Source organism: Pseudomonas corrugata (genome assembly GCF_001269905.1).
Taxonomy (GTDB): Bacteria; Pseudomonadota; Gammaproteobacteria; order Pseudomonadales; family Pseudomonadaceae; genus Aquipseudomonas; species Aquipseudomonas corrugata.
This window is the reverse complement of the sequence record NZ_LHVK01000003.1, coordinates 818,781-833,636: the sequence shown is the minus strand read 5'-3', so window position 1 is coordinate 833,636 and position 14,856 is coordinate 818,781. Positions and strand designations below refer to the sequence as shown.

At 60.9% G+C, this 14,856-nt stretch carries 11 protein-coding genes; 6 read left to right on the top strand and 5 right to left on the bottom strand.

Annotated features, from left to right (window positions below):
- The first annotated feature begins 83 nt into the window (after positions 1-83).
- Both AD665_RS04145 and AD665_RS04140 read left to right on the top strand, forming a co-directional pair.
- Positions 84-767: a response regulator transcription factor gene (locus AD665_RS04145; protein ID WP_024780062.1), complete on the top strand. Its 684-nt coding sequence runs from the start codon at positions 84-86 to the stop codon at positions 765-767.
- Positions 745-2,130, top strand: coding sequence for a sensor histidine kinase (locus AD665_RS04140; protein WP_024780063.1), 1,386 nt, complete (start codon positions 745-747; stop codon positions 2,128-2,130). Before AD665_RS04145 ends, AD665_RS04140 begins: the two co-directional genes overlap by 23 nt.
- A gap of 33 nt (positions 2,131-2,163) precedes the next feature.
- Here AD665_RS04140 and AD665_RS04135 read toward each other — a convergent pair whose 3' ends face one another.
- From AD665_RS04135 to AD665_RS04120, 4 genes are all read right to left on the bottom strand, one after another.
- Complete coding sequence (locus AD665_RS04135) at positions 2,164-2,415, bottom strand: DUF1652 domain-containing protein (RefSeq protein ID WP_024780064.1); 252 nt, start codon at positions 2,413-2,415, stop codon at positions 2,164-2,166.
- 242 nt (positions 2,416-2,657) lie between these two features.
- Positions 2,658-4,142, bottom strand: a complete 1,485-nt coding sequence (locus tag AD665_RS04130) for a helix-turn-helix transcriptional regulator (RefSeq protein ID WP_024780065.1) — start codon at positions 4,140-4,142, stop codon at positions 2,658-2,660.
- 96 nt (positions 4,143-4,238) lie between these two features.
- Complete coding sequence (locus AD665_RS04125; RefSeq protein ID WP_024780066.1) at positions 4,239-5,522, bottom strand: Zn-dependent hydrolase; 1,284 nt, start codon at positions 5,520-5,522, stop codon at positions 4,239-4,241.
- A gap of 123 nt (positions 5,523-5,645) precedes the next feature.
- Positions 5,646-7,124 (bottom strand): NCS1 family nucleobase:cation symporter-1, encoded by a 1,479-nt coding sequence (locus AD665_RS04120; protein WP_024780067.1) that lies wholly within the window; start codon positions 7,122-7,124, stop codon positions 5,646-5,648.
- Positions 7,125-7,747: 623 nt separating this feature from the next.
- Between AD665_RS04120 and hydA the strand changes: the two genes are divergently transcribed.
- The 3 genes from hydA (at position 7,748) to preA (ending at position 11,984) form a co-directional block, all read left to right on the top strand.
- Positions 7,748-9,187 carry a dihydropyrimidinase gene (gene hydA, locus AD665_RS04115; RefSeq protein WP_024780068.1) on the top strand — a complete coding sequence of 480 codons (1,440 nt, stop codon included), beginning with the start codon at positions 7,748-7,750 and terminating at the stop codon, positions 9,185-9,187.
- 154 nt (positions 9,188-9,341) lie between these two features.
- The gene (locus tag AD665_RS04110; RefSeq protein ID WP_053191068.1) at positions 9,342-10,709 is read left to right on the top strand and encodes an NAD(P)-dependent oxidoreductase; all 1,368 of its coding nucleotides are present in this window, start codon (positions 9,342-9,344) and stop codon (positions 10,707-10,709) included.
- A complete protein-coding gene (gene preA, locus AD665_RS04105) occupies positions 10,710-11,984 on the top strand; it encodes an NAD-dependent dihydropyrimidine dehydrogenase subunit PreA (protein ID WP_053191066.1) in 1,275 nt (424 codons plus the stop codon).
- Between the two features lie 114 nt (positions 11,985-12,098).
- On the opposite strand, the gene AD665_RS04100 is transcribed toward preA, so the two are convergent.
- Entirely contained in the window at positions 12,099-12,719 is a 621-nt protein-coding gene (locus tag AD665_RS04100) for a TetR/AcrR family transcriptional regulator (RefSeq protein WP_024780071.1), read from the bottom strand.
- 465 nt (positions 12,720-13,184) lie between these two features.
- Here AD665_RS04100 and AD665_RS04095 point away from each other — a divergent pair, with 465 nt between their 5' ends.
- Complete coding sequence (locus AD665_RS04095; protein ID WP_055137624.1) at positions 13,185-14,414, top strand: OprD family porin; 1,230 nt, start codon at positions 13,185-13,187, stop codon at positions 14,412-14,414.
- The last annotated feature ends 442 nt before the right edge of the window (positions 14,415-14,856 follow it).

The window sequence follows — 14,856 nt, the reverse complement described above, 5'->3', positions numbered from 1 at the left end:
ATGAACTTTTTTTCAGAAAGCCGACAGGTTTTCTTTGGCAGAATGCTGCGCAATGGCATCAATTTCTCAACTCGGTACCGCCCATGAACCGCATCCTGACCATCGAAGACGACGCCGTGACCGCCCGTGAAATCGTCGCCGAACTGACCCGTAACGGCCTGAACGTCGACTGGGTCGATAACGGTCGCGAAGGCCTGGAACGAGCGGTGAGCGGAGACTACGATCTGATAACCCTCGACCGCATGCTGCCCGAGCTCGACGGCCTGGTGATCGTCACCACGCTACGCACCATGGGCGTGGCGACACCGATCCTGATGATCAGCGCTCTTTCCGACGTGGACGAGCGTGTACGTGGCCTGCGCGCCGGCGGCGACGATTACCTGACCAAACCGTTCGCCACCGATGAAATGGCCGCCCGCGTGGAGGTGCTGCTGCGGCGCAGTAATGGTGCCAGGGAACCGGAAACCGTCCTGCGCGTGGCCGATCTGGAGCTGGATCTGATCAGCCGCGAGGCGAGCCGCAACGGGCAGTTGCTCAGTCTCCTGCCCACCGAATACAAACTGCTGGAATTCCTGATGCGCAACAGCGGGCAGATTCTTTCACGCATGATGATTTTCGAAGAAGTCTGGGGCTACCACTTCGACCCCGGCACCAACCTGATCGACGTCCATATCGGTCGCTTGCGCAAGAAAATCGATCCGCCGGGCCTGGATCCGCTGATTCGCACAGTGCGGGGTTCGGGCTATGTCATTGCTGAACCCTGCTAAGGGCTGGCGCTCTTCCAGCAGCCGCCTGCTGGCGCTGTACAGTTCACTGTTCGTGCTCTGGAGCGCGATCCTGATGGGGGTGATGTACTACGAGGTATTCGGCTACCTCGACAGCCTGGCCAAACATTCCCTGATGCAACGCCAACACCTGTTCGCCCGCATCCACGGCGATCAACTGGAAGACGCGCTCATGGCCAGCCTGACCCTGGACGACCGCGGTGTCGACGCCTACGGCCTGTTCGACCCTCAGCTGCGCCACCTGAGCGGACCGATCCTGCGGATTCCGGCCGCCCTGCCGCTGGACGGCAAAATCCACATACTCAGCGATTGTGTCGACTACGACGACCCGAGCGTGCCTTCGGACAGTTGCGATGCCGTGGCGACCCGGACCCAGGATGGACGCTGGCTGGTACTGGCGCGGGACAACGGTTCGCTCTTCGCGGTGACCCGCATCATCCTCCACGCGTTGTTATGGGGTGTGTCGCTGACCATCCTGCCGGGAGTTGCCGGTTGGCATCTCTTGCGCCGTCGACCGCTGCAGCGTATCCGTAAATTGCAGGCCAGTGCCGAAGCCATCGTGGCCGGTGACCTGAGACATCGCCTGCCGCTGTCGAGCCGGCGGGATGAATTGGACATGCTGGCGGCAATCGTCAATGCCATGCTCGATCGCATCGAACGCCTGATGAACGAGGTCAAGGGTGTGTGCGACAACATAGCCCATGACCTGCGCACGCCGCTGACCCGCCTACGCGCCCAGCTTTATCGTATCCAGCAGCAGGCCGCGGATGGGTCGCCCGAGGCCTTGCAGATGGATCAGGTGATTGCCGAGACCGATACCCTGATGGCACGGTTCCGAGGTTTGCTGCGGATCTCCGAGCTGGAAGACCAGCAGCGCCGCTCAGGCTTCGTGCGTGTCGACCCGCTGCAGTTGCTGCAGGAGTTGCATGACTTCTATCTGCCCCTGGCCGAAGAAGGTGAGTTGATCTTCAGCCTCGAAGTGCCCGAGACCCTGCCCTTGCTCAACGGCGACCGGGCGCTGCTGTTCGAAGCGGTGTCGAATCTGTTGAGCAATTCCATCAAGTTTACCCCGGCGGGGGGCAAAGTGACCCTGCGCGGTATCGACCAGGGCGACAGCACCCGCATCGAGGTGCTCGACTCCGGCCCCGGCATTCCAGAGCCAGAGCGCAAGGCCGTGTTCCGCCGCTTTTATCGCGCCGAGGGCAGCACCCACCACGGCGGGTTTGGCCTTGGCCTGTCGATCGTCGCGGCGATTGTCAATTTACATGGGTTCACTCTGGAGGTAGGCAGCAGCGAATACGGCGGCGCGCGACTGGCGCTCGATTGCCGGGCAACGCTGTTGTAAGGCCGAACCCTGTCAAATGAAGCCACAAATGGATCAGTCAGCGGGATCGTTGCGATGACCAGGGGTGCTCTGTAGCTCATACCGCAATTCGTCGATCAGCTTTGCCAAACTTTCTTCCGAGCGAACGCTGTCGAGGTTCAAGCCACTCACCACAAGGTCCACCTCCCCGCTCTCGCGGCGATAGAGACGGACAGTCAGGGTGCCATCGCCGTTGAGGCTGCATTCGCAGGACAACGGCGAGAAACTTTCTTCGAGTCGGGCGCGCAGGGGGGCCAATTGAGTCATGGACTGCCCCCTCAACGCAAGACACGCAGAGGACCGGCAAACAACGCCAGGCTCCCGGTTTGAGCAGACATCCTGTCGATGACACGTTGGCGTTGATTACTACACATTGCGGCGTATTCCTTGACTGTTTCGTGGGGACGCGGCCCTGCTCTGAGAGTGCCGCACCCCCATATCCTAAGCAGCCGCCTGCTCGCCAGAAACCCGAATTTGCACTAACCCATCCAGTGCATTTGCACTGGCTATCATGGTGCCTTCACATTCCAGTCGCTCACGAACAAACCTCGTTCCCGGGCCCAGACAATGGCCTCGCTGCGGCTGTGGACATCCAATTTTGAGTACAGCGTAGCGACGTGATTTCGCACGGTATTGGGAGCCAGTTTCAAGCGTGCGGCAATCTCTTTGTCTGCCAGTCCCTGACAAATAAGCCCCAACACATCACGCTCGCGGGCAGTCAGTTCGGTGTAAGAGGTGCTGGGCAATTGCGTGTTGATACTCTTCACATTGGCCAGCTTCTCGATCAGCGTTCGGCTGAACCAGGAAGCATCCTTCATCACCTCCTCGATCGCCGCCACCAGCTCCAGTTGCGAGCGCTTGCGTTCAGTGATGTTCACCAGGACCAGCAGGTAACAAGGCTGGTCCTGGATGACCACGGTGTCGGCCGCCACCTCGCAGTCGATCAGCTCGCCACCCCTTTTGCGGACCTTGACGTCGACATTGGACACCGTCGTGGTCTTCTCCAGGCGGGCAAACAGCGTGGCACTGGCGTCCTTGTCGAGAAAGCCGATTTCTGCCACGGTCTTGCCAAAGAGTTCTTCACTGGCGTACCCGGTGGTGTCGAGAAACGCATCGTTGATTTCCAGCAACAGCTGCTCGGCGCTGCATACCAGGGTGGGCACGGGGGACAGGCGAAACGACTTGGCAAAGCGCTCCTCGCTCTGGCGCAGCGCCGTTTCGGCCTTGCGTCGCGGCTCCATGTCCATGAAGGAAAACAGCATGCAATCCTCGTCGTGCAGGTCCAGTGGCTGGCCGGCGACGATCACTTGCTTGCTCGTGCCTTCCGGCAACTTCAGCTCGGCCTGCATCTGCGGAATAGTTGCGCCCTGCCCCAGGCGCTCGATGGCCAGCTCACGGCGCTCGGCCGCCTCCAGCACATCCAATTCGTAGACTGAACGGCCAATCACCTGTTCGCGGCTGTAGCCGGTCATCTCCAGGAAGCCCTGGTTGACCTTGATGTAGCGCAGGTCGCCGAGGCGGCAGATCACCGCCGGCGCCGGATTGGCAGCGAAGGTTTTCTCGAAACGCTGTTCGGCGCTGGCCCACTCTGTGGCGTCGCTGAGAATCAGCACCAGCAACGTCGGTGCGTCGTTGCGGTCGGTCAGTACCATGCTGCGAATGCGGTGGACCCAGGTGCGATCAGGATCATCCACCGGTGTGACCTCCACCAGCACATCACTGAACTCATCGCCACGGGCGACCCGGGCAATGGGGTAGTTGTCCGCTGTCAACGGGTGGTTGTTGCGATAGCGCAAGTTGAAGCGCCGAGCGTACTCCCGGGCATTGGCGCCCAACTCCCCGAGGTCCTTGACTCCGTGCATGTTCAGCACGGCCTCGTTGGCCCAGGCGATGGTCTGGTCGACTTCGATCAACATCACCCCGTCCGACAGTCCGGCGATGATTTGCAGCAATTGACGACGATTGGTCTCCGTGGTGGGGACGTCCTGGCTCATTGGGTCTCCATAGGTCAGAAGCGCATGGAGGTTACGACCGTCCGTGGTCGTCGTGCGTTCCCTTGCGGGTACTGGTGGAGCCGCCGATTCCCCCGTTCAAGCCGCCATGCGCCCTTCGGCAATGGCCTGGGAGGCGGCGAGCATCGCCCGCAGCAACACCGCGCAGCCGGCAGCGAGATCATCAGGGGCGGCGTTCTCGATTTCGTTGTGGCTGATCCCGCCTTCGCAGGGCACGAAGATCATCCCGGCCGGGCCCAGTTCGGCCAGGAAAATCGCGTCATGGCCGGCGCCGCTGACGATGTCCATGTGTGACAGGCCCAGCCCCTGGGCGGCACCGCGTACGGCGTCGACACAACCCGGATCGAAATACAACGGCGGGAAGTCAGCGGTGGGGGTCAACTCATAGGTCAGGCCGTGTTGCCGGCAAGTGTCATCGATGACCTGCTTGACCTCGGCAATCATCGAATCCAGCTGCGCCGGTTCCAGATGACGGAAATCCAGGGTCATGCGCACTTCGCCCGGAATGACGTTGCGCGAGCCTGGGTAGGCTTGCAGGCAACCGACAGTTCCACAAGCGTGGGGTTGATGGCCGAGGGCGGCACGGTTGACGGCTCCGACGATGATCGATGCGCCGACCAGGGCGTCCTTGCGCAGGTGCATCGGGGTCGGGCCGGCATGGGCCTCGACACCCCGCAGCGTGAGGTCGAACCACTTCTGCCCCAGTGCGCCCATGACGACGCCGATGGTCTTGTGTTCGTCTTCCAGGATCGGGCCCTGTTCAATGTGCGCTTCGAAATACGCGCCCACCGGATGACCGGTGACCTGACGCGGACCGGCGTAGCCGATGGCATTCAGCGCTTGCTCAACGGTGACGCCTTCGGCGTCGACCTTGGCGAGGGTTTCTTCGAGGGTGAATTTCTCCGCGAACACCCCGGATCCCATCATGCAGGGCGCGAAGCGTGAGCCTTCTTCGTTGGTCCACACCACCACCTCCAGCGGCGCTTCGGTTTCGATATTCAAGTCATTGAGGGTGCGCAGCACCTCCAGCCCGGACAACACGCCAAAGCAACCATCGAATTTGCCACCCGTGGGCTGGGTGTCGATGTGGCTGCCGGTCATCACCGGGGGCAGGATTGGATTGCGCCCCGGACGGCGAGCGAAAATATTGCCCACCCCATCGATGCTGACGGTGCAGCCAGCCGCCTCGGCCCACTGCACGAACAGGTCCCGGGCCTGACGATCCAGGTCGGTCAAGGCCAGTCGACAGACGCCGCCCTTGACCGTGGCGCCCAATTTGGCCAAGTCCATGAGCGACTGCCAGAGGCGGTCGCGGTTGATGTGTCGATGGGTGGATTGCAGGACGTCGATGGCGGCGTTCATGGGGATCTCCTTTTTCCAGGCATTTTTTCGCTGTATTCGAAGCCGCCATCGCGAGCAGGCTCGCTCCCACAGGGGAATGCATTGCACATGTGGGAGCGAGCCTGCTCGCGATAGGGCCCTCCTCTACACGGCGGACTTGGCGACGGATGGGCTCGCACGCAAACTGCACAACCCGTAATAAATCACCCCACCCAGGGCCGAGCCGGTGAACCATCCATAGCTGTAGAACCAGCTGAACGCATCACTGCCCAGGGATAGCAGCGTCAACACCACCGGCACGCCGAAGGCGATGAAGCCCTTCCAGTTCCATGCCGGGTAAACGTCGTCGCGGTACAACCCGGCCAGGTCCAGCTGTTGTTTCTTGATCAGGAAGTAATCCACCACCATGATCCCGGCAATCGGCCCCAGCAGGCTCGAATACCCCAGCAACCAATTGGAATACACCGATTCAAGGCTGACGTCGGAGACGATCCAGCCGAGCTTTTTCAGCAGTTCGTGGGCCATCAATGCCAGCCCCACCAGCCCGGTCAGTATCACCGCCTTGGAACGGCCGATCACTTTGGGCGCCAGGTTCTGGAAGTCATTGGTGGGCGAGACGATGTTGGCGGCAGTGTTGGTCGAGAGCGTGGCGACGATGATCAGCACCATGGCCAGCGCGACCCACAACGGACTCTGGATATGTCCGATCAAGGTCACCGGGTCGGAGACGGTCACGCCCACCAGTTTTTCCGAGGCGGCGGTCATGACCACGCCGAGGGAGGCGAACAGGAACATGGTCAGGGGCAAGCCGATGATCTGCCCCACGATCTGATCCTTCTGGCTTTTGGCATACCGGCTGAAGTCCGGAATGTTCAACGACAGGGTCGCCCAGAAACCGACCATGGCCGTCAGCCCTGCAAGGAAGTAGCCGGTTACGCCGGCCCCCTCGGGCCGTTTCGCCGGCACCGCCATCAGTTCGGTCACGGAGACATTGGGCACGGCCCACACCAGTAAGCCGGCCCCCACCAGCACCAGCAGCGGCGCAGACAAGGTTTCCAGCCATTTGATCGATTCGGCGCCCCGCAATACCACCCACAGGTTCATAACCCAGAACATCATGAAACCGAGCACCTCACCCGTGCCCCCCAGGCTCTTCCAGCCTTCGAATACCGAACCGAGAAACAGATGGATCGCCAGCCCGCCGAACAGGGTCTGGATCCCGAACCAGCCGCACGCTACCAGGGCGCGGATCAGGCAAGGGACGTTGGAACCGATGACTCCGAAGGACGAGCGCAGCAGCACCGGAAACGGAATACCGTACTTGGTTCCGGCAAAGGCGTTCAGTGTCAGGGGAATCAATACGATGATGTTGGCAAACAGAATCGCCAACAGGGCTTCGCCCACCGTCAGGCCGAAATAGGCGGTGAGTACGCCACCGAGGGTGTAGGTCGGCACGCAGATCGCCATGCCGACCCACAATGCGGTGATGTGCCATTTGTTCCAGGTTCGCTCATGCACCTTCGTCGGGGCGATATCGTGGTTGTAACGGGGGCTCTCGAGTACGTCGCTGCCAGCTTCAAGCTCGAACAATCCGTCGCGCTCGGTCACAGTTGATCTGGTCATGTCCGCTCCACTGTTTTCATTATTTTTGCTCATCGACGGGGCGATGGCCGGAGTACTTGCATGTAAAGCACGCTGGTGACCGACGACCCCGCCTGGCAATACGGACACTCAATTACCGTGCCGAATGACGCGCCGGGTTGACTGGTCGATCGATATAAGCGTTACAACCCTCTGATTCCTTGAGATTAATCCCCCATTCGAGGTTCTGCTGCATTGCACTGTTGCCGTGTTCAGGCTAGATGACGTGCGCAATCTGTCGAGCCCGGGATTCAAAGTGGTGCATCCAGAATGAACGCAACGTGTCCAGGCAGCACGCTCACTGTTTTCAAGCCGCTGATTTACCATGACAAATCTCGCTCAAATAACGATCCTGTCAAGTGCGTCAAAATGGTGAGCCCCCTCATCATTTTGGTGATTTATGAAATTAACTGTTTATTTTCAACAAGTTATGAAAACAGTTAGCTTATTTAAAATAATCTTGATCATTTCAAAAACTCCAGCTAGCGTCTAATCCTGACAGCGATGACAGGATCGGCAATCCGCAGAACTGCGTCACAGTCCAATCGTGATCTATAAAACATAAAGAACCGGCATCAGTCGGTCATGCCTGCGAGGAACTCGGAATGTCTCTGTTGATCCGTGGCGCCACCGTTATTACCCATGATGAAAGTTACCGCGCCGATGTGTTCTGCGCCGACGGCGTGATCAAGGCCATCGGCGAAAACCTGGATGTTCCGGCCGCGGTTGAAGTGCTCGATGGCAGCGGTCAATACCTGATGCCCGGCGGCATCGATCCCCACACCCATATGCAGTTACCATTCATGGGCACGGTCGCCAGTGAAGACTTCTTCAGCGGTACGGCCGCAGGCCTGGCCGGAGGAACCACCTCGATCATCGACTTCGTGATCCCCAATCCCCAGCAGTCGCTGATGGAAGCCTTTCACCAATGGCGCGGCTGGGCCGGGAAAAGCGCCAGCGACTACGGTTTTCACGTCGCAATCACCTGGTGGAGCGAGCAGGTCCGTGAAGAAATGGCCGAGCTGGTCAACCACCACGGTGTGAACAGCTTCAAGCATTTCATGGCCTACAAGAACGCGATAATGGCCGCCGACGACACCCTGGTGGCGAGTTTCGAGCGCTGCCTGGAGCTGGGCGCGGTGCCCACGGTGCACGCCGAGAACGGCGAACTGGTCTATCACCTGCAACGTAAGCTGCTGGCCCAGGGCATCACCGGGCCCGAAGCCCATCCGCTGTCACGGCCTTCGCAAGTGGAAGGTGAAGCCGCGAGCCGGGCCATCCGGATTGCCGAGACACTGGGAACGCCCCTGTACCTGGTGCACGTTTCCACCAAGGAAGCGCTGGACGAAATCACTTACGCCCGCAGCAAAGGCCAACCGGTCTACGGTGAAGTGCTGGCCGGGCACCTGCTGCTGGACGACAGTGTCTATCGCCACCCCGACTGGCAGACCGCAGCCGGTTACGTGATGAGCCCGCCCTTCCGTCCCCGCGGACATCAGGAAGCGCTGTGGCACGGCTTGCAATCGGGCAGTCTGCACACCACCGCCACCGACCATTGCTGTTTCTGCGCCGAACAGAAAGCCGCAGGCCGCGACGACTTCAGCAAGATCCCCAACGGCACCGCCGGCATCGAAGACCGCATGGCCGTGCTCTGGGACGAAGGGGTCAACAGCGGCAAATTGTCGATGCAGGAGTTCGTCGCACTGACCTCCACCAACACCGCAAAGATCTTCAATCTCTACCCACGCAAAGGGGCGATCCGCGTCGGAGCCGACGCCGACCTGGTGCTCTGGGATCCTCAAGGCAGCCGCACGATTTCGGCCAAGACCCACCACCAGCAAGTGGACTTCAACATCTTCGAAGGCAAGACCGTGCGCGGCGTGCCCAGTCATACCATCAGCCAGGGTCGGCTGGTGTGGGCCGACGGTGACTTGCGGGCCGAGCGCGGTGCCGGGCGCTATATCGAACGACCGGCGTATCCGGCGGTGTTCGATTTACTGAGCAAGCGGGCTGAGTTGCATAAACCGACTGCGGTGAAACGCTGAAATCGAGGCCTTCGGCCGATCGCGAGCGGGCTCGCTCCCACAGGGGGCCGCATTTCCAATGTGGGAGCGAGCCTGCTCGCGATGAGGCCAGCGCAGCACCCAGAAAAACACTGCCCACCAGAGGCAGCACCTCCAACACCGTGAGGCCCATACCATGATCCAGCCCTTGAGCCATCTTCCCCATTCCCTGGAAGATCCGACCACCCTCGCCGCCCGCTTCAGCGACCTGGCACCACCGCTCAACGCCAGGCAAGCCCATCTGGAAGCGTCCCGGTGCCTGTACTGCTACGACGCTCCGTGCGTGAACGCTTGCCCGAGCGAGATCGATATTCCTTCGTTCATTCGCAACATCCACCAGGACAATGTCCAGGGCGCGGCCCAGAAGATTCTCTCGGCCAATATCCTCGGCGGCAGTTGCGCCCGGGTGTGCCCTACGGAAATCCTTTGCCAGCAAGCCTGCGTGCGCAACAACAGCCACGAGTGCGCCCCGGTGTTGATCGGCCTGTTGCAGCGCTTTGCCGTAGACAATGCCCATTTCAGCGAACACCCGTTCAAACGGGCCGCCAGCACTGGCAAGCGCATTGCCGTGGTCGGTGCCGGCCCGGCGGGCTTGTCCTGCGCTCACCGCAGTGCGATGCACGGCCATGACGTGGTGATTTTCGAGGCCCGGGACAAGGCCGGCGGTCTCAACGAATACGGAATCGCCAAGTACAAACTGGTGGACGATTATGCCCAGCGTGAACTGGACTTCCTGCTGGAGATCGGCGGCATCGAAATCCGTCACGGTCAGAAGCTCGGCGAAAACCTCAGCCTGAGCGAACTGCACCAACAGTTCGACGCGGTGTTCCTCGGCCTCGGCCTGGCCGCCAGCAAACAACTGGGCCTGAGCGATGAACAAGCGCCGGGATTGCTTGCCGCCACTGACTACATCCGCGAGCTGCGCCAGGCCGACGACCTCAGCCAGTTGCCGTTGGCAGACCGTTGCATCGTGCTCGGTGCCGGCAACACGGCCATCGACATGGCCGTGCAGATGGCCCGCCTCGGCGCCCGGGATGTCAGCCTGGTTTACCGCCGCGGTCTTGAGGACATGGGCGCAACCGGCCACGAGCAGGACATTGCCAAGGCCAATCAGGTCCGCCTGCTGACCTGGGCCCAACCGCAGCAGGTGCTGCTCGACGACGCCGGGCACGTGCGAGGAATGCGCTTCTCGCGCACCCATCTGGAAAACGGTCGACTGGTCATCGATGCCGACACGTTCGACCTGCCGGCCGACGGCATTTTCAAGGCCATCGGCCAGGCCTTTGACGAGCACGCACTGGCGGACCCATTGGCCCGGGAACTCAAGCGCCAGGACGGGCGGATCCTGGTAGATGAACAACTGCGCACCAGCATCCCCGGGGTCTATGCCGGCGGCGATTGCACCAGTCTGGACCAGGACCTCACCGTACAGGCGGTGCAGCACGGCAAGCTCGCCGCCGAGGCGATCAATGCCCAACTCATGCTCAACGTGGAGGCTGCGTAAATGGCCGATCTGTCGATTGTCTTCGCCGGCATCAAAGCCCCCAACCCGTTCTGGCTGGCCTCAGCGCCGCCCACCGACAAGGCCTACAACGTGGTGCGTGCCTTCGAGGCCGGCTGGGGGGGCGTGGTCTGGAAAACCCTGGGTGAAGACCCGGCGGCGGTGAACGTATCGTCGCGCTACTCGGCCCACTTTGGCGCCAATCGCGAGGTGCTGGGCATCAATAACATCGAGTTGATCACCGACCGCTCCCTGGAGATCAACCTGCGGGAAATCACCCAGGTGAAAAAGGACTGGCCGGACCGGGCGTTGATCGTGTCGCTGATGGTGCCCTGTGTCGAGGAATCCTGGAAACACATCCTGCCCCTGGTGGAAGCCACCGGTGCCGACGGTATCGAGTTGAACTTCGGTTGCCCCCACGGCATGCCGGAACGGGGCATGGGGGCAGCGGTCGGCCAGGTGCCGGAGTACGTCGAGCAGGTGACCCGCTGGTGCAAGATCTATTGCTCGCTGCCGGTGATCGTCAAACTCACGCCGAACATCACCGACATCCGCGTCGCCGCCCGGGCGGCCCATCGCGGTGGCGCGGACGCGGTGTCGCTGATCAACACCATCAACTCCATCACCAGCGTCGACCTGGACCGGATGGTCGCGCTGCCCACCGTCGGCAGCCAGAGCACCCATGGCGGTTACTGCGGCTCGGCGGTCAAGCCGATCGCACTGAACATGGTGGCGGAAATCGCCCGTGATCCGCAGACCCACGGCTTGCCCATCTGCGGCATCGGCGGCATCGGCAGTTGGCGCGACGCCGCGGAATTCATCGCCCTGGGCAGCGGCGCGGTGCAGGTGTGCACGGCGGCGATGCTGCACGGTTTTCGCATCGTCGAGGAGATGAAGGACGGCCTGTCACGTTGGATGGACAGCCAGGGATACGCCAACCTCCAGGCGTTCTCTGGTCGCGCGGTCAGCAACACCACCGATTGGAAATACCTGGACATCAACTATCAGGTCATCGCCAAGATCGACCAGGAGGCCTGCATCGGCTGCGGCCGCTGCCACATCGCCTGCGAAGACACCTCGCACCAGGCCATCGCCAGCCACAGGCAGGCTGACGGAACGCATCAATATGAAGTGATCGATGAAGAGTGCGTGGGCTGCAACCTGTGCCAGATTACCTGTCCGGTGCAGGATTGCATCGAGATGGTGCCGGTGGAAACGGGCAAGCCGTTCCTGGACTGGGATCATGATCCGCGTAATCCCTACCATGTAGCCGTTTGAGAGCTGCGGTGCCTGGACTGGCGCCATCGCGAGCAGGCTCGCTCCCACAGGGGATCGCATTTCCAATGTGGGAGCGAGCCTGCTCGCGATAGCGCCGTCAGCCCCACCACAACACTAAGGCTCCAACCCGATCCCCCGCAGAATCACCGCGGTCACTGTCTGTACCGCCCGCTCGAACTGCATGTCCGACAGTGGCTGGTGATCGTTGAGGATGTTGATCTGGTGGTCGAAGTCGGCGTAATGCTGGGTCGAAGCCCAGATCATGTAGAGCAGGCTCGACGGCTCCACCGGCAGGATGCGTTTGTCCTCCACCCACTGGCGAATTTTTGCTTCCTTCATCTTGGCCCATTCATAGAGGCTGGCATCCAGCGCCTGCCCCAGCGTGGGCGCGCCATGGATCACTTCATTGGCCCAGACCTTCGAACCATAAGGCCGGCTGCGGGAATGATTCATCTTGGCGCGGATATAGCTGCTGAGCACCACCCGCGGATCGTCGAACATTTCGAAGCACAAGGCGTCCTGCTTCCAGACTTCCAGCAGATCGAACAGCACGGCGCTGTACAACTCGTTCTTGGTGCTGAAGTAGTAATGCAGGTTGGAACGGGGCAACTGCACTTCAGCCGCGATGTCAGCCATGGTGGTGCTGCCGAAGCCTTTTTCGGCAAAGACCTTCTCGGCGGCCAGCAGGATTTTCTCGACGTTACTGCGACGAATCTCGATCTTGTGATTGCCCATGAGGGCTCCCTGGCAACAGCGATGCCCAAGACTAGCATCCACCCTCTTTCGAGAACACCGGGGCTCCCTGTGGGAGTCGCTTCTTGTGGCGAGGGGATTTATCCCCTCGCCACAAGAGCTGAGGTGCTTCGAGGGGACCATTCGACCAATGTCTTAGACCAGTCATCGCATAACTTTCAAGCAAGACCACTACCAGTAAAAAGCCCCCGCCAAGGCCTCGTTCTGCACTTTTCTTTGCTGCGACCATTGATCCAGCCGATTTTCAAGCGTCGCCCAATTGGATAATTCCGATCATGGCCAGTTGACAACGCGTAACGGGCCACAAATAATCCACGCCATGTTGTACGACGACGTATGACAAATAAAAACAACAAAAAGGTAGGAGCAGTCATAGTGAGCACACGTGTCCGTTTTTCGCCCGACAATCGTCCCACCCGCCGCACCCTCTTCAATTCCAGTCCCGCAATGCTGCTGCTCGGTTGCACCGGCCTGGCCGCTTTCCTGCCAACCGTCGCCCACGCCGAAGGATTTGTCGACGACGCCAAGGCCACGTTGACCCTGCGCAATGCCTACTTCAACCGCAACTTCACCAACCCGAACAACGCCCAGGGCAAGGCCGAGGAATGGACCCAGAGCTTCATCCTCGACGCCAAGTCCGGTTTCACCCAGGGCACGGTGGGGTTCGGCATGGACGTGCTGGGCCTGTATTCGATCAAGCTCGATGGCGGTCGCGGCACCACAGGAACACAGTTGTTGCCGGTGCACGATGACGGCCGCCCGGCCGATGATTTCGGCCGCCTGGGTGTCGCCCTCAAGGCCAAGGTGTCGAAGACCGAATTGAAGGTCGGCGAATGGGCACCGGTGTTGCCGATCCTGCGTTCCGACGATGGCCGCTCCCTGCCGCAAACCTTCCGTGGCGGCCAGGTCACCTCCACCGAAATCAGCGGCCTGAGCCTCTACGGTGGCCAGTTCCGCGCCAACAGCCCGCGCAACGATGCGAGCATGGAGGACATGTTCATGAACGGCCGCCCGGCCTTCACCTCCGATCGCTTCAACTTCGGCGGCGGCGAGTACGCCTTCAACGACAAACGCACCCAGGTCGGCGTCTGGTACTCGGAACTGAGCGACATCTACCAGCAGCAGTATTTCAACCTGACCCACAGCCAGCCCATCGGCGACTGGACCCTGGGCGCCAACCTCGGCTACTTCATCGGCAAGGAAAACGGCAGTGCCCTGGCCGGTGACCTGGACAACAAGACCGCCTTCGCCATGCTCTCGGCCAAGTACGGTGGCAACACCTTCTACGTCGGCCTGCAAAAACTCAGCGGCGACGATGCCTGGATGCGCGTCAACGGCACCAGCGGCGGGACCCTGGCCAACGACAGCTACAACTCCAGCTACGACAACGCCAAGGAAAAATCCTGGCAAGTGCGCCACGACTTCAACTTCGCCGCCGTCGGCGTACCGGGCCTGACCCTGATGAACCGCTACATCAGCGGCGACAACGTGCACACCGCCACGGTGGACGACGGCAAGGAGTGGGGACGTGAGACCGAACTGGCGTACACCGTGCAGAGCGGTGCGCTGAAGAGTCTCAACGTGAAGTGGCGTAATGCATCGATCCGTCGGGACTACAGCAGCAATGAGTTCGACGAGAACCGCCTCTTTATCAGCTACCCGATCAGCTTGTTGTAAAGCGGCTGCGGTGGGTCTGTCGCTCAAGTGGCGACTGACCCACCGCTATCGCGAGCAAGCTCGGCTCCCACAGGGAATGGTGATGAACACATTATTTGCACGCGACGCCAAACCACTGTGGGAGCCGAGCTTGCTCGCGATGGCGGCGGTACATCCAACTTCTATGCGAGCTGACCCACCGCTTTTGCGAGCAGGCTCGCTCCCACAGGGAATGGTGATGAACACATTATTTGCACGCGACGCCAAACCACTGTGGGAGCCGAGCTTGCTCGCGATGGCGGCGGTACATCCAACTTCTATGCGAGCTGACCCACCGCTTTTGCGAGCAGGCTCGCTCCCACAGGGGAATGGCGCTGAAGATCAGCATGAGGACAAGGATATTTTCCAGCGGTCAAACGGCAACCTATAACTGATACCTCTCACTGTTTGCTCAGGTAATTCC